Genomic DNA, 18,628 nt, shown 5'->3' with positions numbered 1-18,628 from the left:
AGGGTGCCCGGCGCAACATCGCGAGTGCTCCATCCTCTACGTGTCGCCCGGCGCAGGCCACGCCGAATCCTGTAGCAACGCCCAAATTCAGTCTCTACAGTCAGCGCATGGCCACAGAGGACGAGCACCCCAGTCACCCCGACATCGCCGCGATGCTCACCGACCAGACGAGCGCGTGCAAGGCAGCACGCGACGCCATCGCCAGCGGCGGTGAGGTACAGGTCTCGGACAGGGCGGCGCCCCACTGGATGGTTCACGGCATCGCTTCAACGAGGCTGAGGCGGTCGTTGAGGCGTGGTCTGCCGAAGACCATCGGCCTCGACGAGACCGTTGAGATCCTCGCGCGGCACCGCGGCGAACAATTGCGTACCGGGACCATCCTCGCAGCAGACCGGCTCTGGTTCTTCAATCTGTACTTCGACGCCACCGGGACCGAGCTCTTGGCGTGCAGCGGTGTCAAACGCTCTCGGCGGCCCAGCGCGAAGGACTCGTTCGAGCCCTGAGCTGATCCGCATCCGCCCTCTGTCCGACCGCAGCCGCCACTACCTGCAGAATCTCAGCTTCGAGCAGCAGGTCGTGGAGGCGGGCAATGCGAAAATCTCAACTGCGGCCAGGCGTTGCGGGACAAGCCTTAGGTACTGGCACTCCTTGACGGCAGCCAGCGCCCCTGCACGCGTCACATCCCCAAGTCCCATGCACAGGAGGGTAGTAGGACCAGATAACACCAGCACCCGCTCGTCGGCACAGACTCCGAGCGGGTGCGACGGTCGGCCCAGTCAGCTCAGCTGGGCCTTGTGCTAGGCGGCGGTGAAACGCATCGGCCGCTCGTTCGTGATTGCCTTGTTGGCACTCACGCGTTCATCAGGTCCTCGGCTCGGCGCGGTGACGGCCCTTCGGCAGGGCCGTCTTGGCCGTCAGCCCTCGGGACTGGCACGCGTTGTATCGGAGCATGGACAGAGCCCTACCGGGTGGGGCACAGCAGCACAATGTTCATGAACACGGAGGTCGGAGTTCCGACGAGCCACAGAAGACCGCCACCTGGAAGGACGAGCAGTGGCCCGTCATAGAAAAACGGCCGCGGACCTGGGCGCCCGGCTCTGCTTCGAGGACGAAGCCGGCCAGGGGCTGAGGCCGCCCAAAGGCCGCACCTGGGGACGACGAGGCCACACACCCGTCGTTCGGGTCACCGCCGCGGGCACCAGACGCGTCTCCATGGCGGCACTGATCTGCACCAAGTCCGGCCACCGGTCCCGGCTGATCTATCGCATCCACCTCGACCGCGGCCCCGCCAGGGGTCGGTGCAAGGGCTTCACCGAGACCGACTACGCACACCTACTGGATGCTGCACACCAGCAACTCGGCGGCCCGATGAGTAGGGCGAGCTGAGCGCGAGGTCAGGTCGGGTTCTCTTCGGCCGTGAACGCCTCGGTGTCGTAGCGCGCCATCGCCTCGCGGCGCTCCTTCAAGTACTGGGCTTCGACGTCCTCGGGCGTGACCCCGATCTTCGCCATGATGGGGTTTAGGACCCTCTCGCTGAAGCGTTCGTCCGTCTGAGTGAACAGTTGGCAGTCCGTTTTCAGGTCTGCGCACAGCTTGGCCCGGCTCGCCTCGGTGATCGTCTCTTGGATGCGCTCGCGCCAAAAGTTGTGAACCAGGTCGTTACGCCGCTTCAGGCTCCTGGTGAGGTCGTTGCCGACCTCCGGGTAGGCGCTGGTGTGCGCCTCGACGCGCTTGATGAGTTTCCCCATCATGTCCTTGAAGCCTTGAGCCCAGGGGTCGCGCATGAGCTGCTCTCCCAGCTCCCTCGCCGTAACGAGCTTGGTAAGCGCGAGTGCGTTGACGAGAGAGTGTTCGAGGACGTTGGCCTTGTAGATGGCCAGCCCGAAGAGGGCATACAGGGTCTTGTGATCCGTGCCGTTGTCGTACTCGTCGTCCGACTCCGGCTCCTCGCGCCAGGTCGGCTCATGCCTGACCACATACAGTCCATCCATGTCGTCCAGTGTGCTGGTAGGGCGAGCCAACTCGTACTGAATCTGATGACCTGGCTGCCAATGCCCGTGAGCCTGCCGACCCTCGAGGGCGGAGGTGCCTGACCGCAACCCGGGCACGCCCCTGACGGCGACTGGCGCTAACACACATCGACAACTCGACTCGTTATGTCGGTCAAGAAGACCCGCGATGCCTACGCGACGCTCAGGACCAACATCCGCGCAGGGAATCTCGGCAAGCCTGGATCGAACACCCAGGGCAAGAAGAAGCTCTCGGTGGATAGGCAGCCCATAGCGATCGGTTCGAGCGGCGGGAGGTAGCTTGCTCAAAAGCTGGAGCTGTTGATCCGAGGAGGCCCGCCCGTGGCGCAGAGTTTTGCAGGTCCACCGTTCGACCTGGATGACCTGATACCCGAGCTCGCGGCTCTCGGCCGGCGGACGACGCTGCTGTTGCCGAAGAGCGGGTCTCCCAGTGTCCAGGAGAGTTCTCTTGGCGGCCCCATGCTCTGGCCGGTTGACGAGCCTTGGCCCTCCTGCGGACAACCGGGACATTGGGCATGGCCCAACGAGAAGAGCCCGGCCAGGACGATCCCCATGGTGCCGGTGATGCAGCTCTTCGCACGAGACATACCCGAGCTTCAGTTCCCGGAAGGCATGGACGTACTCCAGCTGGTCTGGTGCCCGTTGATCCACCCTCAAGACCAGGCCGGCGCCGCACTGCCGAAGCTCTACTGGCGCAGCGAGACGAACGTGCTCGCCACCGGCGCGCTCCGGGACATCCCCGCCCCGCAGGAGGGTGAGTACGAAGAAGAGTTCATGCCCAGTCCGTGCACAGTGTCCCCCACCTCGGTGAGGGAGTACCCGAACTGGGACCTGCCGCAGAAGCTTCAACAGACCTTGCAACCCCGTATCGACGAGCTCGAAGAGCGCTTCGGTATGGAATACACGCGGTTGGCGTGTGCGCTGCAGAACAAGGTCGGGGGGTATCCAGCCTGGAACCAGTCGCCCGACTGGCCAGCCTGCCAGCGCGGCCACCACATGGAGCACCTCCTCAGCGTCACCCCAGAGGAAGATCTCGACATGGTCATGGGTGACCTCGGAGGTATCTATGTCTTCCTCTGCCGCCAGTGTCCCGAACTCCCCTACGCGCACCGCTACGACTGCTAGAGCGCAGCCACGGAGCCAGCCAGAGGCGTGCCAGATATTGCGGGGAACAACGGGGAACCACGGAAAAGATGCCAGCGGCCGACCGCCCGGGGGACCGCTCCACCTCGGGTCAGCAAGGCAACGAGGGCTCAAGCACACGAGCTTCCCAAACTCAGGCGCCAGACGCGTCTGCACAGCGGGAGCCGTAGGGTTCCGTCCATGGTGACTGCGACTGTCCGCGAGTGGGACGACGAGGAAGGGTGGGGTGTTCTTGACTCACGCGAGACCCCCGGCGGCTGCTTCGGCCACTACGCCGACATCCAGGCGACCGGCTTCCGCACGCTGTCGGCCGGCCAGCAGGTCGAACTCACATGGGAAGCCCCTGGCTTCAAGCAGGACGGGTACGACTACCGCGCGGTGAGCATCGTGCCTCGGACTGTCTGACATCCACAGCTGACATCAACGACGGCGTACGTCCACGGTCCCCAGCAGTCCGCAACGCCACCGCACTCTTCACCGCGACGTGCAGTAGCTCCCGGTTGATCGAACTCCTAAAGCGGGTGTCGCGCACCCGTCCCTGCGTGCGATGTCCAGCACCCGGCGGGCATTGAACTCCTGCACGACACCGTTGTGCGGGCCCAGATCCCTGCGGTCGACATCGAGCGGATCGTAGATCTCGGCCAGCCGCGGGTGCTTATGCGGCCGACAGCAGGCAAAGGACGCGGAAGGGGTGCCCTCCCCAACAGCGGAAGGGCACCCCCAAGGACGGTCAGCGGTGGTCGTAGCGGTCGTGACCCCAACGGCCGTCACGGTGGTGACCCCAACGGTCGCCGTGGTGGTGCCCCCAACGGCCGTCACGGTGGTGACCCCAGCGGCCGTCGTGGTCGCCGCGCCGGTAGTCGTCTCCGTGGTCGTTTCCACGGTCGTGCGTGGCAGGAGATGCCACCGCAGGCGTGGCGGCGGCGCTGGCGCCAGTGGCGCCGCCCACCAGGATGGCGCCCGCGACGCCTAGCGCGGCGGCAAAACGGGAAAGCTGCATTCCATGCTCCTTTCACGGCAGGTACCTAATGCGCCTGCCTGGGTCGGACATACGCATCTTCACGCCCACAATGCACCGTTATGTCCGACTCGCCATCAAGGGCGCCTTATATAGCGAAAAATCGTTGCCTCGGGAACCGATGCCTGGCGTGTCGGCGTCACGCGCGCGCACGAGTGGCCGACCTGTCCACCACGGTGAACTCGCACCTCACGGACCCGCCGAGTTCGCGCTCTCCTACGACCCTCCGCTCCGCGAGTACCTCCACCTGCAGCAGCGCCCGCCCTGACTCGCCCCGCAGCACCAGTCCGGCACATGCCGGTAGGCATCAGTGCCCGTGGGAGTAACCGTGGATAGACCAACGTCGAGTACGCAGAAGCGGCCCTGTGCCCAGCAGCGACGCCATAGGCCCAAAGGCCCTCCGGAGCCGTGTGCACGGTCCTGGAGCGGCGGAGAGCCCTGGTCGATTCCAGAGCCCTCCGTCGTGCATGCGCCGGGCTAGGGGAATGACGATTTCGGCAACGAGGTCCCCTCTTTGCCCCGTTCGAGATCCACGGAGTCAGGTTGTGACAGACGCTGGCCCCGGCATGTCGCAACTCTAAGGGTTGTCCTCAGAGCCCCCGCGAGATCCTTCGCCATGGCATGCAGGTCGCCCGGCGGCAGCTTTTCCTCAGCGAGTAACTCGGATGCCTGTTCCAGAAGTTCACCAGCCATCCCAAGCTGGATTGCTTCGGTGTTGTCGGTCAGGCGGGACAAGTAGCCGTTGAGATCGTCGGTGCTCAAGTAGCAGGACCTGCCCTCAGGATCCGACCACGGGAGGAGCCGCAATTCGTTTGGCGACGTCATCGTTCCCTCTTCATCTCTGGGAGCGCAGGACGGGTGATGAAGTACGCGTCCCCGCGGTGACTTGGCAGGACCAGGAGCGCCGCCTCGACCACGCTCCCGGTGTCGTCGATAGCCACGCGAGTGATGTCGAGGACGGCGAGGGTGGAGCTGATCCGAAGGATCCGCCTCCTCAGGCGTCGGGAGGCGCGCTGTAAGACGCCCCCGGATCTCTGCCAGTGGTGGACAGGAGCCCGGCTGTCGCGCCTCCGCGAAGCAGCCAACTGCGAACACAGACGGCCCCTCAGCTGCGGCTCCGTGCACCACCCCGCCGAAAACCGCCGCTACTGCGCGTGTGGACCGGCAGGCGTGTCGAGATGGCGAACTCGGGCGCGCCCGCCGGAAATGGGGGCGGGGTCAATCGGTACCGGTCTGGGAATTCCTACGCCCCCTCGCCTCAGCTTCGGCCTTCGCCAGGGCTTTGCACCAGTGGCAGTCGCCTGGGTTGTGCCCGTCGCGCTCGGGGGCGTCGAGCCAGTAGCTTCCGTTGAGTTCAGCACGGACGCCGCTGACGTATTCGTCGTGTTCACGTCGGTCGCTCATGATCAACTCAACGCAGCACCCCGCGCTGAGCAGCGGGCACGCATGGGACCCCGACACCCCTGCAACACACTCAGGACATCCATACGCGTTTGTCCCGTTTTGCTCACGGTCCGATGTCTAAGGCTTGTCCCGTAACTGATCTTCGATGAGGCGAGGTCGACCGTCGTTCGGCTCGATCGCCTATCCGGCGAGGGCGAGGTTGTGCAGGCGGGCGATGCCGCTCATGGCGTGGTGTACGCCGTCGCCCTTGAGTCGGCAATCGCGCAGGATCTTCCAGGTCTTCATGCAGGCAAAGGCGTGCTCGACGCGGGCGCGGACCTGTTTGTGGGACTTGTTGTGCGCCTGCTTCCAGTCGGGGAGTTCTTCGTCCTTGCGGCGCCGGTGGGGTATTACGAGGCCGGTGCCTGGATAGCCGCCGTCGGCGATTGTCATCGTGCCGCCGACTGCGGCCTTGGCGCCAGACTCCTCCCATGCCTTGCAGTCGGCTCGGTTGCCGCGAAGGGGTCGGCCGACCACGACGACCAGCCGAGTGTCCGCATCGATGACGACCTGGTGATTGGTGGAGTACCGATAGTTCTTGGACTGTTCGGCCACGGTGTGATCGCGGGTTGGAACGAGAGTTCCATCCACGATGAGTACCGTGTCCTTGCGGAACCGCTTGCGTGGCCGGAGTGCGAGCAGAGGGCGAGGTGGCCGACGATACGGTCGGCTGAAGACTTCGAGACCCCAAACAGCGGGGCGAGCTGGCGCAGAGTCAAGTTGGTACGCCAGTACGTGGCAACCAGCAGCACCCGGTCCTCCAGCGGCAGGCCCCACGGCCGACCCCGACGTACAGCGTCTGCACCTTGACGCCGCACGGCGGTCACCAACTTGCCGAACTGGCGCGGGCTCAGCCCGCTGAAGGGCACTATCCAGGACGGCGCCAACGCCGTGATCACACCAGCCACGCTGTGATCATTTCACTGCTTCCGTGCTGGACCTCGGGTCTTCACCCGGGCTCCCTGCCGCCCGCGAGCCGACGACGCCACCAAAGGTCAGAGCGCCACTGCCGGCGGTCGGCAAACGGGTCGGGAAGGGTGCGCTTGAAGTACACAGTGTCCAGAGAGACCACTTGGCGCTCCAGCTCGGCACGAGCCCGGACAGGCAGCTGCTCCAGGACCAGCTCGAGCACGTCGCGGGCATGCCTCACATCGTCAAAAGAACAGCCGCGGCACGAGCACTCCGCGTCCTGCGGATAGAGAGGCCGACGTCCAGGCGGTTCCAGAAACGCTTGGTAACGCCGCAGCGCACGGTCCGTGGCACCGGGATAGACGTAATAGTCGGCCGACAGCCTCTCTACTCGATGTATCGCGAGGCTGGTGCGGGCAGAGAGCCCGTGGATCCGATCCGGCGGCGGGCCCTCCCAGGCGCGAGGACCATGCTGTTCGACGCGCAGGGCGCCAGGCCGTCTACGCGGCATCGGCCTTTCGGTAGGCAGTCATGGACGTCATCATGCCAGCACCCGAGCCCCCGCGGTCAGGAGTAACGGGACAAGCCTTAGGCCCTCCAGCGACGGATACTTCTGGTAAAGATCACGAGAGCGGCCCGTTTCGCGCTCGCAGGCGCACGGCCCGAACGTCGCGCCCCAGAACGCGGGAACGCCCCGGCGTTGACGGATACGGGGTATGCGAGCACCGGGGCGAGCCTCGCGAGTACAACGATGCCCACGCCTGACACAGCACCCCGCAGCGCCCGCCTGCCCCGCCGGAACAATCCGGCGGGGCATCGTCGTCTCACGGCCCCTCACACAAGCCAACCGTGCGGACTCTCCCGGACGATTGGGCCCTGACGTGGCATTAAGCCCCTGCACTGGACCGGCTGGCGTTGGAGGCGACGGCCACCGCGCAGGTGGCAGCCCGACGAGTCTCGGCAACCCCGGCGTCGACGAGCACGGCCAGTCCCTCGGTGCGGTACAAGCACGGCCCTCGGCTAGCAGGGTGCATCAGTGGTTGACGTCGTCGCGGCGGGACATACGCACCCGTGCACCCCAGTTCCCCCAGCACGTTGTGGCACACCTTCCATAGGAGATCCGTGGTCGCACCGTTCATCATTTCTGAGCGTCGTGCGATCAGCGGTCGCTGCCCGGAGGAGGCGCCCCTCGCGGCTGCACTTCTCCTACGCCCCGACAGACGGCTTCGCCGGCGACCTCCTCCTGGTCGCCATGCGGTCGAGGTGGGCCACCACCCCGGTGTGGAACTTGTGGATTGCTTCGTCGACGCTGCGGATGAATCCGGATTCTGTGTTCCCCCGTTGGGTGCCCATGCCCTTGTACAGGGACAGCCGGAATCCGGTGATCTTCGCCCCGCCCTTCGGGAGGAGATCACCCGGCTCGGGGCGCAGCCGTTCCATCGTTCCCCGGGGTCCTCCCGCATCGCCATCGACCAAGGTCTCGATGTGCAGGTCCGCGGGCGCTTCAGCCAGTTCGCGGACGATGCGTTTGGCCCAGGAGAGTGGGTAGCCCTGCTCCGGGGGCGAGATGTCGATGGACGTGCGGATCTTGCCGGTGCGCAGGTCGGCGGTGACGGCGAGTACTCCTGGTGTCTGCTCGATGCGCAGCTCGGCCTGGAGTTTGCCGTTGTGGCACAACTCGTCGGCCATGCGGGTGCGGCGGGCTACCGCGTCCGTGCCGCGGCGGGCACGCTGCACGGGAAGGACCTTCCGTCCCAGTTCACCCCCCAGGCCCAGCGAGACCTGACGTACCAGACGCTCCCAGCTCTCGACGGCCTCGAGCGCCCGTGGGTCGCCCGGGCCGAGCGTCTCGTCCTGGATCCCGTTGCGGACAGGCACCCATGCCGGCCCCATGTTGTGGAAGCCGTGACAGCCCGAGTTCTCGTGGAGCAGGTAGTGCAGCAACTCCTCCAGGAGCCAGGCGTGTGTGGGGTTCCCGACGCCCTCGTGCCGGATCAGCATCTGCGCCTGATGGGCTACCTCGGCCCAGGACAGATGCCACAGGCTCACCTTGTTCTTCCGCCGCCGGTCGATCTTCACCTCGACCAGCGGGCTGCCTTCCAGCGCCACGTCGTTGGAGAGGGTGATGACCGCCTCGTATCCCCTCCTGGCGGCGATGTCCGAGTAGTCCTGCACCTGCTCGGCCCTGAGCGGATTGCCGTTGGTCTTGGTCTCGACGAGTGCCGTCCACAGCTTGCCCGCTCGCTCCACACGGATGACGCCGTCAGGGCGCCGGGGCGATTCTCCATGGGGCAGCGACACCTCGGTGAAGGTCTCCATACGCCCGGCGGGGGCGCCGAACCCGGCCGTAAGCCGCCGGCCGAGCTCGGGCACCTGCGCCATCACAGCCAGCAGGACCGAGGTGGCGCGAGCCTCCCGGTCGCGGTCACTCTTCAACGCGGACACGGGGAAGAGGCGCGCGCCTCTCCAGGACTCGTTCTCCGCGAGGGACTTCTGCGGCGTCCTGGAAACAGTGACCTTCTTCTTCGACGTGCGCGGACGCACCGGCTTCCTGGCGGGCGCCGCTGCCTCGGCTTCCTGTCGCGGGCCGGGGACAGTCACTGTGACGATGGAGTCCGGCACCGAATCCGGCGCGGGCTTCGGCTGGAGGACGTCAGAGGCCGGGAGCTCCTGGAAGCCTTCCTCCGCCTGCGTGGCGTTCGCCGACTCGGCGTCGTCGTCGATGTCTACGCCATGGTCCCCTGCCAGGGCTGCGAAGCCCGCCTCGTAGCCCTGCCCTACAGCCCGGAATTTCCATTCCTCCCCGCGCCGGTACAGCTCCCCGAAGATCAACGCACTCACGTCACCTGCATCATCGATCGCGAACCGCAGCAGCGGCTCACCGGACCCGTCGCTCAACCTCAGCTGCAGATCCCCGAGTTCGTCGAACCGGGCCGACTCGTACCGGCTCGCCGCGATGAGGATGGTGGCGACATCGCCGGGAACTGCCGTCAAGTCAAAACTGATCCGGTCCTCGCTGCCCTCACCCACGGGCGTTTTACCCAGCAGCTGCACGCTCCCGTCCGGCGCACAGGCGTTGTTGTAGAAGTAGAAGTCGGTGTCGCTACGGACCTTGGCGTTCTCGTCCAGCAGGAGCACGGAGACGTCAGCGTCCCCCTCACCCGTGGGACTCACCCATCCCAGACTGACGACCACCGAATCGACGTCGTCGCCGCTCAAGCCCCTCAGCCCGACGTTGGCCCCCTTGACCATCTCGTACATGCGGCCTCCCAACCGATCATCCAGGTACGAGGAACCCCCCTCACTCACCCCGTCGACACATGTGCGCATATGGTGAGCCTGGCGTGAAGAAACCGAGCATATCGGGTGGCAGGGGAGGCTGCGCCCTCGCTTCGCCAGGATTGGTCGCGAGCGTGCCGGAAGCCGGTCCTGCCTGCGCCGCGTGAAAATCTCGGTTCTGCCAGATTCACGAATCCTGCCCACCTGGGCACTCGACGCCGGACAGCCGCAGGCGGGCCGGGTCACGTCCGTGGTAGTGGTGTATTGACGGCCACTCGGTGATCTCGTTTTGAGGCTATGCGGTGAGTTCGGTGGGCAGGTCGGTCTCGCTGGTTTCTGACTCGATCGGGTGGAGGCGGGCCTTGGCCAGCAGGTCGAGTCCCATGTAGCGGCGGGCTTCGGTCCACTCGTCGTTCTGCTCGGCCAGCACCGGGCCCACCAACCGGATCAGGGCCGTGCGGTCGGGAAAGATCCCGACCACGTCGGTGCGACGGCGGATCTCCTTGTTCAGCCTCTCCTGCGGATTGTTCGACCAGATCTGCCGCCAGATCTCACGTGGGAACGCGGCGAACGCCAGCAGGTCGTGCTGGGCAGCGTCCAAGTGGGCGGCAGCCTTGGGGAACTTGGCCTCCAGTGCATCCAGGACGTGCTGCATCTGGGCCTGGACCGCCTCCGTGTCGGGCTGTTCGAAGACAGTCCTCAGCAGCGTCGCCACCCAGGGCTGGGCCGATTTCGGAACCTGGCTCAGCAAATTTCGGGCGTAGTGGGTGCGACACCTTTGCCACGATGCGCCAGGCAGAACTGCGCCGATCGCGTCGACGAGGCCGGCGTGTGCGTCGGAGACGACGAGCTGGACGCCGGACAGACCTCGAGCCATCAGGGACCGCAGGAAGGCGAGCCAGCCGGACCCGTCCTCGCAGGTGGCGACGTCGATGCCGAGGATCTCGCGGTGCCCGTCGGCATTCACGCCGACCGCGATCAGTGCGTGGACGTTGATGATGCGGCCGCCCTCGCGGACCTTCTGAGCCAGTGCGTCGACCCAGACAAACGCATAGGGCCCGGCGTCGAGCGGCCGGTTGCGGAACGCGGCGACCTGCTCGTCCAGGTGCTTGGCCATCGCGCTAACCTGGGACTTCGACAGCTGGGTGACGCCGAGGGACTCGGCGAGCTTCTCGACTCTGCGGATGGAGACGCCGAGCAGGTAGGCGGTGGCGACCACCGAGATGAGGGCCTGTTCGGCCCGCCGGCGTCGTTCCAGGAGCCAGTGCGGGAAGTAACTGCCCTGCCGCAGCTTGGGAATGGCCAGTTCGACGGTGCCGGTGCGGGTGTCCCACTCGCGCGGGCGGTAGCCGTTGCGGTGGTTGACGCGTTCGTCGCTGACCTGCCCGTATTCGGCGTTGCAGAGGGCGCCCGCCTCCGCGGACATGAGCGCGTCGGCGAACGTCTTGACCATCGCGCGCAGTAGATCGGGACTCGCCGCGGCGAGGTTGTCTTCCGCGAGGGCGTGCAGGGGCAGACTGTCTGGTGCGGTCATCGTGCTGATCTCCTTCGAGGCTTCGACACTTCGAAGATCAGCCGGTGGCCGTTCATCTATGCGGGCACCATCCCGATGCCGGAGCAAACCCCCGGATCAGGTCGAACCCGTACACCATCTCCATGGACGCAACCGCGGGCCGGAATGGGAGCCACACTCATGGGGTTTCGCGGGGCTGCTCAAGGACGTTGAATCGGCCGAAAGTTGATCGGTTTTACCGCCCAACGCGCAAGTCGCTTCCATTCGGACGGATGGATGAGCGGCTCTCGCTGGCCGAAACTCCATCACCCTCAGCGATCGCATCCTTACGTCATGTCAGTAGCGCGTGCTGTCATACGACCTGCGCGAGGACATGCCAACGGATCTGGACAGAGGGGGATTTCGATCATGACGGCACAGGTGAAGGCACACATACGCGCCGAACCCAGATTCGGTGGTGACGCCAAGCGTTCGCCGCGAAACGCCACTACTGCCGCCCCGGCCCCGTGGGGGGCGACCAGGTGAGCCGCCGCTGCCCCACACGGCGCACCGTCCGCCGCCGTCCGACCCGTCGCTCCAAAAAGCAGGACGAGCAGATCGCTCTGCTGGTCGGCGCTGTCGTTGCGGTCGGCCTGGCGGCTGCCGCCGTGCAGTGGCTACTCGCTCACTGGTGGCTCCTCGCCCTTATGGCCGTGATTGCCTCGGTCGCCGGCGGCTTCTGGCTCCAGCAGGCCCGACAGCGAGCCAAGTGGCAACGCGTACGCGCCCAGGCCCTGCGGATGCGCATCGCCGAGTTTGACGCTCTGGACCACCGCGCATTTGAGTTCGTCATACGGGACTTGATGCGCCGCGACGGCTGCGCGGCCGAGCAGATCGGCGGCGCCGGTGACGACGCCTGCGACGTACGGGCTACTGACCCAGTCGGTCGCATCTGGGCAATTCAGTGCAAGCACCGCCGCGACGGGGACCGTGGCTCGGCCGTCGGCGTCGGGGTGCTGCAGCAGGTCAACGGCACTGCCCGGCAGGTTCACGGCGCGGACATCGCGGTCGTCCTCACCAATGGCCGTTTCTCCTCGAAGGCCATCCCATGGGGCCGGGAGCACCGTATCCACCTGGTGGACCGTCGCGTACTGGGCGAATGGGCCGCCGGATCACGACCTCTGTGGGATCTGCTTGATCGCATCCCACCGCCGCGCCGCCCGACGGCACTGTCCTGACCAGAGGAGGGAGTTGGCTCAGTGATCCTGACGCTCAACGTGGCGGTCCTGCTTGCCGTGATCATCTACTTCCGCATACGCCGCCGCGTGCAGGCCCGAAGCCGATCCGACCAATGGCTGACCGTGTCCATCGTGCTGGTATTCGGCGTGCTGATCGCGCCGACCGAGTTCGGCCAGGGAATCCTCCATGTCCTGGGTGATGTCGTGAAGAACATCTCTGAGCCCGCCAGCCCATGAGATCCCGGACCGCACCACCACGGGAGCGGTGACGACCTATTGGCGGGGCGCGACGAGGGCGGCCCGCCTACCGGGCATATCTGCCCAGACTTCCACCAGTTCGCCGGGGCAGACGGGAATACCCCCGGAAAGACTGGTGCGCCGCCGAACGGCATGGCCAACGTACGACGCCCTGGAGGAAGAACCGCTCCGGGCCAGACCCCTCATGAGGGGGAGGAGTCACACCGACTCGCAGAACCCGATGTACTGGGTTAGCCCCGCGCCTCTGGCCGGTTACGACGGCTCTCTCGCCCAACGAATCGACGACACATTGCTGTATTCACACCCGTCCCGTAAGCCATCCAGCGGCTCAGCCTTTACAGCCACACCCGAAGCCCGGGCCCTCCGATCCTACGAACGACCAGAGCAGCCCCACGTCAAGAAGGCAGGACAACCTTTGGGCCACCTTGGCGCGTGCCACTGACGTCGACATCAGCTCCCGTGACGGCAGGTTCATACGGTGCTGGTGAACGGGGCCGGGCCGGGGAGCCGCGCGTCGGGACCGGGGCTGCGCGCTGAGGTGTCTGTGACGCTGATGGATGTACACCGTGTGCCGGAACGACCCGGGCGCTTTACGTTCGGTAGTGCTCCGCCGCAACCGCGGCCGGGACCGCGAGCGAAAGTGTTGCTGATGACCCGTTACCCGAAGACCCGTCAGTACAGATTGCCCGTCAGGATGCTGGCGGTGGCCCTTACCGGTGTCCCGGTACTCCTGCTCGGCGCCGGATCCGCCGAGGCGTCCGCGCCGTGGGCCGGCGCAGGCCTCGGCTGGGACACCATCGCCGAGTGTGAGTCCTCCGGGAATTGGCGCGCCAACACGGGGAACGGCCACTACGGAGGTCTGCAGTTCACTCAATCGAGCTGGGGGGCGGCCGGGGGCCTGAGGTACGCGTCCCGGGCCGATCTGGCGACAAGAAGTGAGCAGATTGCCACGGCGAGACGGCTCGCTGCCAAGCAGGGTATGGGTGCCTGGACGTGCGCAAAGCGGTGACGAGTCACTCCCGGGGCGGCGTCGTACGACGTACTGGCGACCTGAAACCAACCGCGGCCTTCTGCTGGTCGCCCGGCGGTCAGCGCGCCGTCGCCGAGGCTGGCAGGTGATCGCCGATGCGCACCCTGTTCTGACGGATCGAAGAATTGGCGAGCTGGAGGGCGAGGCCATGTCGCCGCTCGTCGCGTACTGCCGCACTGGTGAACGACGCCGAAGGGGTCTGGTCGGTGTGACCGGGACCGGGTCGGTGAGCAAGGACGCCGGATTCTTCCGGCACTGGCCCGCATGGACCCGGAACAGTCGCCGCCCGTCATCTACGACCGCCCCATTGGGCTGAGCCTGTTGTTTGGGCAAGGGTGGTCTGCAGGCACCACCGCGCGACGCCGACCTGCTCGGAGACGAGGAGCGCGGACCCGGCGGCCAGGGCCCGGCGGACCGACGCCTCGCCGTCGGCCAGGACCAGTGCCCGGCAGGATCTCCCCGGTCGCGATCCCGGGCAACCATTGCTGCTTCTGCTCCTCGGTGCCGTGCGAGAGGATCACCTTGCCGACCAGTCTCGGCCTCCTCGCGAGCCCTGCGGAGGCGGGGACTCGGACGTCACTCAGGAAGAGCTCGGCGGTGCCCTGGCCGCGCAGCCCCCACGGGGCCGACGCGCGACGAGGACTGCCTCTTCGTCACCATCTTCCACGGCCCCTGCTGGTGCTGCGGCACGACTTCTGGTCGTCATTCAGCGCGAGGTCCATGACGTCCCTTCGATCCTGTTGCCGTCCTGGCGTCGATGCGGCGGTGCCGGGAGATCGACGCGCGCTGGTACGGGACATCGCCCCAAAAGGGCGTGATCGAGGGCGCGGTGGAGTTCCGGCGCCAGCTCGATGACTTCGCCGGCGTGGTGGCCGCCCCCACCTACCGCACCCAGCTGGACGACGGGCTGCTCGACATCCGTGCCGTGGAGGCCAGTACCCCGCTGGCCCGCACACGGCTGCTCTTCGCCGTCCTGACCGGGACCTGCATAGTTCCCGGGTGCTGACGACCGCGCAGGTGTGCCGGCTAGACCTGGAAGTCCTGCGGGGCGAACAGCACTTCGCGTACGACGGCGAGGTCACGGACGCCACCTACCAGCGCCTCGTCCTCGACAAGATCCCCAAGGCGCTCACCCTGTACCGCCCTGCCGACCTGACCAGTGGCTGCGCTGACACCAGGCATCAGACGAAGGAAGGCAGCCGAACGGCAGGAGGTTCCCGTCGCCCGGCCGCCGTCGCCTGCCGCGTGTACTGAGCCACGTCATAGCGCGACAAGGGCGCCCACAGCGCAGCCTGAGGATCAGGGCGCGCAACGCGCGGTGGAGCCTGGCGCCGAGGCTCGAGGCACCTGTGCGCAACGGCGGCCGTCCGCCCCAGCACTGAGGTTCGGTACGATCCGCACTTCTGCGTACCGGGGAGGGACCATGGCCGAGAGCGGCGGTGCCGAAGGCACCAACAACAGCGCGGGAACCTATGACGATGTCGTGGACGAACAGACCGCGGTCCAGCTGGTGTACCGGCCCCAGTCTGCCGACGCACTGGTCGGCCTGCGGGTCCGCGAGCGGATCAAGCGGACCGGACTACTCCTGCGAGGTGTGTTCCTCGCCCTGTGGGTGGGGCAGTGGCTGCTCTCCACCGTGGGCCGCGGGAGTATCGACGTGGTCTCGACAGTCCTGTTCTTGTTCGTCGTACTGGTGGTGTGGGGGTATCCGCGGCTACAAGCCGCACAAGTGCAGCGGATCGTCGGGTGGCAGGGCGAGTACCGCGCCACCGTGTCTCCGGCCGGGATCACCTGCCGTACAGACCACAGCACTCTGATCCAGAAGTGGTCCGTCTTCCAGGGCTACCGGGAGACGGCAGGTCACTTCGTCCTGCTCAGCCGGGACCCCAACATCTCGTGGCTCGGCGTCCTTCCCAAACGGGGCGTGCATGAAGGTGAGGGCCTCGACCGGCTGCGAGCCATCCTGGACGAGCACACCCCTCGCGTGTGACGGACGTCAACTACCCGGCTGAAGGGCCAGGCTTGGAGGTAGAGCCCAACTGGCTGCTGGGTGGCCTCCTCCGTCCAGCACCCTAGACGGGTGCAGGGGCGTGTGACTCCGCCCCGCTTCGCCACAACTTCCACGCACGAGCACCGATGTTGCGGGAGGCATTGAGGTCTGCGTGATCAACGCGCCTGTGGGGCGAACATTTCTGGTCCCCCTCGTACTTCGCGGACTCCGCCGGCGGAGCACCGCTTTCTGTGATCAAGGAGTACATCGAGCAGCAGATACGCCCGCTGTACCGCGGGCGTCAGAGCAGTCCAGAGAAGCCATTCCTCCCGAGCCCTAAAGGTCCGGGATTCCTGGCTAGGATTCCTGGCTGAGGGATGTCGCGTAACTGCTTGTCGGCTGATGGAGCCGACTGCCATGGCGGTGCTCCGTAGCACTCGCCTGCGTGCCGGCAGTGTTGTCAGTGCTCCGGGATACGGTGCGGTCGATGGGCCGGACGGAGATCGTAAGGGACTCGCGGCCATGGGGGGGGTGGGTCGGACAGGCCCCGGCAGCCAGCTCGGGACTGGAGATGTTTTGCTGTGCATCCACCCCCCACCTTCACCATCCAAGGGCTGATCCGCGCCGCTGTTCGCGAGTGAGGCGAACTTGGCGTGCCAGCGAGGATCCCCTGGAGACCGCGCGCCGCGAAACGGCCGAGGAGACCGGGCTCGACCTCGGCCAGGGCGCACCGCGCCTGCTGCTGACGCACTACCTCCACCCCGGGCCGCGTTGGCCCCTCGGCAAGATCGGCTTCATCTTCGACGGCGGCTGGCTCACCTCTGAACAGCTGCACCGGTTCCGCCTCGATCCGGCAGAACACGACATGTGGGCCACCCACGACCTCGACCAGTGGCGACGCCTGATGGGCGAGGTGCCCTTCGCCCGCCTGAACGCCATCGAGCAAGCGCGTCGCGGCCAGGGCCCGAACTACCTCGTGACCGGCCCATAATCCCTGCCTCCCAACCACCAACCCTGCGATTGGTCAAGGAAGTTCCCGTGTCAGTTGAGGACATCAATGCCAATGCCTGGACGGTCTACGGCCAGCGTCAGCTAAACCGTGCGTTCATGCCGCCGGTGCCTGAGCAGCTGAACTGGACCCCGTGGGAAGAAGTCGGCCCTGGGGCCGAGATCCTCGGTGAGATCGCCGGGAAACGGGTGCTGGACATCGGCTCCGGGGCCGGCCATCACGCCGTGCACCTGGCACGTGCCCACGGTGCGCGCATGACAGCGATCGAACAGTCCCCCACCCAGCACCAGCGTGCCGTCGGCACTCACGCCGACGTCCAAGGAGTCGAGTTCGTCCAGGGCGAGGTCGTCGACTACCTTCACACCGCCGAGCCTTTCGACGCGGCGTACGCCATCGGCACCCTGGCCTTCACCGACCCGCACCGCATCCTGCCCGCCCTGCGCGCGGGGCTGCGCCCCGGTGCCCCGCTGATCCTCTCCCTCTTGCACACCGATCTGCACGATCGCGGCCCGTCCACGACGGTCGCACCCCGGGAGCAGATGATCCTGCTGCGCGACGACCCGCCGCTGGCCACCCAGATGTGGGTACTGGCACCCCAGCTGTGGGAAGACCTGCTCACCGAGCACGGCTTCCGAGTCGAGGCGATCGACCTGCTGCACCATCCCGACGACAGAGCGGCCGTCGTGCAGCAACTCATCCGCGCCCGCCGCCTTCCCGAACGGCCCGCACACGTCTCCAGCCGCCCACGCAGCAGCCGACCTCCCGCACCGCACGCGGCCGTCGGTGTCGGCGCCATCCTCCTCAGCGACCAGGGCCTCCTTCTGGGCCGCCACCGTCGCGCCACACTCGAACTCCCCGGCGGCACCGTCGAGCCCGGCGAATCCTTCGAAGAGACGGTGGTCCGCGAACTCCGCGAGGAAACCGGGCTGAGCGCCCGCCTGGACGACATCACGCTCCTGGGCACCCTCGTCGACCACGTCGGTGACGTCCTGCGAGTCACCATCGGCGCTCTGGTCCATTCCTGGCAGGGCCAACCGGGCACGCAGCCAGACGAGAGCGTCGGCGACTGGGCCTGGTATCCCCTCGACCAGCTGCCCGACGGCCTCTTCGTGTGCAGCGCCCAGATCCTCACCTCTTGGCGCCCCGGCCTCCCCATCGACCACCCCCCGGCCCACTTCACACCCTTCGCATCCGGCACAGCGCCCTCAACCGCCGCGTTCGGCGCCGGCACATGACCTCCACCGCGGACTCGAGCCTGGGGCGGCACCGAGACTTCCGCCTCTACTGGACGGGCCAAGCCCGTGGGTCACGATCGCCTGGTGCGTCGCCCTGACCGCGCTCGGCTACCGCCGGTCGACGGCTCAGTTCAACCGCGCCCCGAAGTAGCCGGCATGGCCGCACCGGCGGCTTCCCACAATCAGCGACCCGGAACCGCACCAGGGCGGCGCGCTCCGACCCCTCGTCGGACGGTGCCGCCCTTTCGGCGTTCCCGGACCGTGTCCCCTCAAAGGCGATCCCCGAAGGTGCGGAATCCCTCCGCTCCATCGGGCCGCATAGCGGCCGCTCAGCTCGGGTCAGCAGCAGGCACAGCCGGAGGCACAACCGCACTGGCCCGCCTCGGACTTGACGCCGAGCGAGCCGGTCTCCAACAAAGCGACGGTGAGGCGCCCCGGCTTGGGCTGGCGGCCCACAGGCAGCCGCTCTGGCGGGGAGCACCGGGGCGAATGGTTTCCACAGCGAACACCGGGTTGAGAGGCTCTACGAGTTCCTTGGTGGCCACGACCACGAG

At 66.8% G+C, this 18,628-nt stretch carries 18 protein-coding genes and 3 pseudogenes; 12 read left to right on the top strand and 9 right to left on the bottom strand.

The features are described 5' to 3' along the window. Positions 1 to 107: 107 nt before the first annotated feature. Entirely contained in the window at positions 108 to 503 is a 396-nt protein-coding gene (locus tag OHA58_RS36255; RefSeq protein WP_405483928.1) for a hypothetical protein, read from the top strand. Positions 504 to 1,394: 891 nt separating this feature from the next. Here the strand turns inward: OHA58_RS36255 and OHA58_RS36250 are convergent. Next, a complete protein-coding gene (locus tag OHA58_RS36250; RefSeq protein WP_405483927.1) occupies positions 1,395 to 1,991 on the bottom strand; it encodes a hypothetical protein in 597 nt (198 codons plus the stop codon). A 360-nt stretch (positions 1,992 to 2,351) separates the two neighbouring features. On the opposite strand from OHA58_RS36250, the gene OHA58_RS36245 reads away from it, so the two are divergent. Both OHA58_RS36245 and OHA58_RS36240 read left to right on the top strand, forming a co-directional pair. Beyond that, on the top strand, positions 2,352 to 3,155 hold the full coding sequence (locus OHA58_RS36245) for a DUF1963 domain-containing protein (RefSeq protein WP_405483926.1): 804 nt from the start codon (positions 2,352 to 2,354) through the stop codon (positions 3,153 to 3,155). Between the two features lie 198 nt (positions 3,156 to 3,353). Beyond that, a complete protein-coding gene (locus OHA58_RS36240; protein ID WP_405483925.1) occupies positions 3,354 to 3,578 on the top strand; it encodes a cold shock domain-containing protein in 225 nt (74 codons plus the stop codon). A 117-nt stretch (positions 3,579 to 3,695) separates the two neighbouring features. Here OHA58_RS36240 and OHA58_RS36235 read toward each other — a convergent pair. The 7 genes and pseudogenes from OHA58_RS36235 to OHA58_RS36205 all read right to left on the bottom strand — a co-directional run. After that, positions 3,696 to 3,818: pseudogene (locus OHA58_RS36235) on the bottom strand (SAM-dependent methyltransferase); the annotation flags it as partial. Positions 3,819 to 3,903: 85 nt separating this feature from the next. Then, on the bottom strand, positions 3,904 to 4,173 hold the full coding sequence (locus OHA58_RS36230) for a hypothetical protein (RefSeq protein WP_405483924.1): 270 nt from the start codon (positions 4,171 to 4,173) through the stop codon (positions 3,904 to 3,906). A gap of 495 nt (positions 4,174 to 4,668) precedes the next feature. Beyond that, positions 4,669 to 4,953, bottom strand: coding sequence for a hypothetical protein (locus tag OHA58_RS36225; RefSeq protein ID WP_405483923.1), 285 nt, complete (start codon positions 4,951 to 4,953; stop codon positions 4,669 to 4,671). A gap of 456 nt (positions 4,954 to 5,409) precedes the next feature. Continuing rightward, positions 5,410 to 5,595, bottom strand: coding sequence for a hypothetical protein (locus tag OHA58_RS36220; protein WP_405483922.1), 186 nt, complete (start codon positions 5,593 to 5,595; stop codon positions 5,410 to 5,412). Between the two features lie 180 nt (positions 5,596 to 5,775). Next, positions 5,776 to 6,542 (bottom strand): annotated as a pseudogene (locus OHA58_RS36215) (transposase). Between the two features lie 1,207 nt (positions 6,543 to 7,749). Beyond that, complete coding sequence (locus OHA58_RS36210; protein WP_405483921.1) at positions 7,750 to 9,804, bottom strand: TerD family protein; 2,055 nt, start codon at positions 9,802 to 9,804, stop codon at positions 7,750 to 7,752. 313 nt (positions 9,805 to 10,117) lie between these two features. Further along, positions 10,118 to 11,356, bottom strand: a complete 1,239-nt coding sequence (locus OHA58_RS36205) for an IS256 family transposase (protein WP_405483920.1) — start codon at positions 11,354 to 11,356, stop codon at positions 10,118 to 10,120. Positions 11,357 to 11,856: 500 nt separating this feature from the next. On the opposite strand from OHA58_RS36205, the gene OHA58_RS36200 reads away from it, so the two are divergent. The 3 genes from OHA58_RS36200 (at position 11,857) to OHA58_RS36190 (ending at position 13,819) form a co-directional block, all read left to right on the top strand. Continuing rightward, complete coding sequence (locus OHA58_RS36200; protein WP_405483919.1) at positions 11,857 to 12,552, top strand: restriction endonuclease; 696 nt, start codon at positions 11,857 to 11,859, stop codon at positions 12,550 to 12,552. 21 nt (positions 12,553 to 12,573) lie between these two features. Then, the gene (locus OHA58_RS36195; protein WP_405483918.1) at positions 12,574 to 12,789 is read left to right on the top strand and encodes a hypothetical protein; all 216 of its coding nucleotides are present in this window, start codon (positions 12,574 to 12,576) and stop codon (positions 12,787 to 12,789) included. A gap of 715 nt (positions 12,790 to 13,504) precedes the next feature. Further along, positions 13,505 to 13,819: a transglycosylase family protein gene (locus tag OHA58_RS36190; RefSeq protein WP_405485361.1), complete on the top strand. Its 315-nt coding sequence runs from the start codon at positions 13,505 to 13,507 to the stop codon at positions 13,817 to 13,819. Between the two features lie 314 nt (positions 13,820 to 14,133). On the opposite strand, the gene OHA58_RS36185 is transcribed toward OHA58_RS36190, so the two are convergent. Next, positions 14,134 to 14,424: an acyl-CoA dehydrogenase family protein gene (locus tag OHA58_RS36185; protein WP_405485359.1), complete on the bottom strand. Its 291-nt coding sequence runs from the start codon at positions 14,422 to 14,424 to the stop codon at positions 14,134 to 14,136. A gap of 173 nt (positions 14,425 to 14,597) precedes the next feature. Here OHA58_RS36185 and OHA58_RS36180 point away from each other — a divergent pair, with 173 nt between their 5' ends. The 6 genes and pseudogenes from OHA58_RS36180 (at position 14,598) to OHA58_RS36155 (ending at position 18,074) form a co-directional block, all read left to right on the top strand. Further along, positions 14,598 to 14,846, top strand: a complete 249-nt coding sequence (locus OHA58_RS36180; protein ID WP_405483917.1) for a hypothetical protein — start codon at positions 14,598 to 14,600, stop codon at positions 14,844 to 14,846. Continuing rightward, on the top strand, positions 14,840 to 15,094 hold the full coding sequence (locus OHA58_RS36175) for a hypothetical protein (protein ID WP_405483916.1): 255 nt from the start codon (positions 14,840 to 14,842) through the stop codon (positions 15,092 to 15,094). The genes OHA58_RS36180 and OHA58_RS36175 overlap by 7 nt, the downstream gene beginning before the upstream one ends. 169 nt (positions 15,095 to 15,263) lie before the next feature. Continuing rightward, positions 15,264 to 15,830, top strand: a complete 567-nt coding sequence (locus OHA58_RS36170) for a YcxB family protein (protein WP_405483915.1) — start codon at positions 15,264 to 15,266, stop codon at positions 15,828 to 15,830. 185 nt (positions 15,831 to 16,015) lie between these two features. Further along, a pseudogene (locus OHA58_RS36165) lies at positions 16,016 to 16,117 on the top strand (transposase); the annotation flags it as partial. 350 nt (positions 16,118 to 16,467) lie between these two features. Continuing rightward, positions 16,468 to 16,821, top strand: coding sequence for an NUDIX domain-containing protein (locus OHA58_RS36160; RefSeq protein ID WP_405483914.1), 354 nt, complete (start codon positions 16,468 to 16,470; stop codon positions 16,819 to 16,821). Between the two features lie 47 nt (positions 16,822 to 16,868). Further along, positions 16,869 to 18,074 (top strand): bifunctional class I SAM-dependent methyltransferase/NUDIX hydrolase, encoded by a 1,206-nt coding sequence (locus tag OHA58_RS36155; RefSeq protein WP_405483913.1) that lies wholly within the window; start codon positions 16,869 to 16,871, stop codon positions 18,072 to 18,074. Positions 18,075 to 18,628 lie beyond the last annotated feature (554 nt).

It is taken from the genome of Streptomyces sp. NBC_00009, assembly GCF_045040855.1.
GTDB lineage: Bacteria > Actinomycetota > Actinomycetes > Streptomycetales > Streptomycetaceae > Streptomyces > Streptomyces aureus.
This window is presented reverse-complemented; position numbering and strand designations above follow the sequence as displayed.

What these genes read in the sequence shown, in the direction of transcription:
- OHA58_RS36255 (WP_405483928.1), top strand. Translation starts at nt 108, where the DNA reads ATGGCCACAGAGGACGAGCACCCCAGTCACCCCGACATCGCCGCGATG.
- OHA58_RS36250 (WP_405483927.1), bottom strand. Translation starts at nt 1,991, where the DNA reads ATGGATGGACTGTATGTGGTCAGGCATGAGCCGACCTGGCGCGAGGAG.
- OHA58_RS36240 (WP_405483925.1), top strand. Translation starts at nt 3,354, where the DNA reads ATGGTGACTGCGACTGTCCGCGAGTGGGACGACGAGGAAGGGTGGGGT.
- OHA58_RS36230 (WP_405483924.1), bottom strand. Translation starts at nt 4,173, where the DNA reads ATGCAGCTTTCCCGTTTTGCCGCCGCGCTAGGCGTCGCGGGCGCCATC.
- OHA58_RS36220 (WP_405483922.1), bottom strand. Translation starts at nt 5,595, where the DNA reads ATGAGCGACCGACGTGAACACGACGAATACGTCAGCGGCGTCCGTGCT.
- OHA58_RS36210 (WP_405483921.1), bottom strand. Translation starts at nt 9,804, where the DNA reads ATGTACGAGATGGTCAAGGGGGCCAACGTCGGGCTGAGGGGCTTGAGC.
- OHA58_RS36205 (WP_405483920.1), bottom strand. Translation starts at nt 11,356, where the DNA reads ATGACCGCACCAGACAGTCTGCCCCTGCACGCCCTCGCGGAAGACAAC.
- OHA58_RS36190 (WP_405485361.1), top strand. Translation starts at nt 13,505, where the DNA reads ATGCTGGCGGTGGCCCTTACCGGTGTCCCGGTACTCCTGCTCGGCGCC.
- OHA58_RS36180 (WP_405483917.1), top strand. Translation starts at nt 14,598, where the DNA reads ATGCGGCGGTGCCGGGAGATCGACGCGCGCTGGTACGGGACATCGCCC.
- OHA58_RS36170 (WP_405483915.1), top strand. Translation starts at nt 15,264, where the DNA reads ATGGCCGAGAGCGGCGGTGCCGAAGGCACCAACAACAGCGCGGGAACC.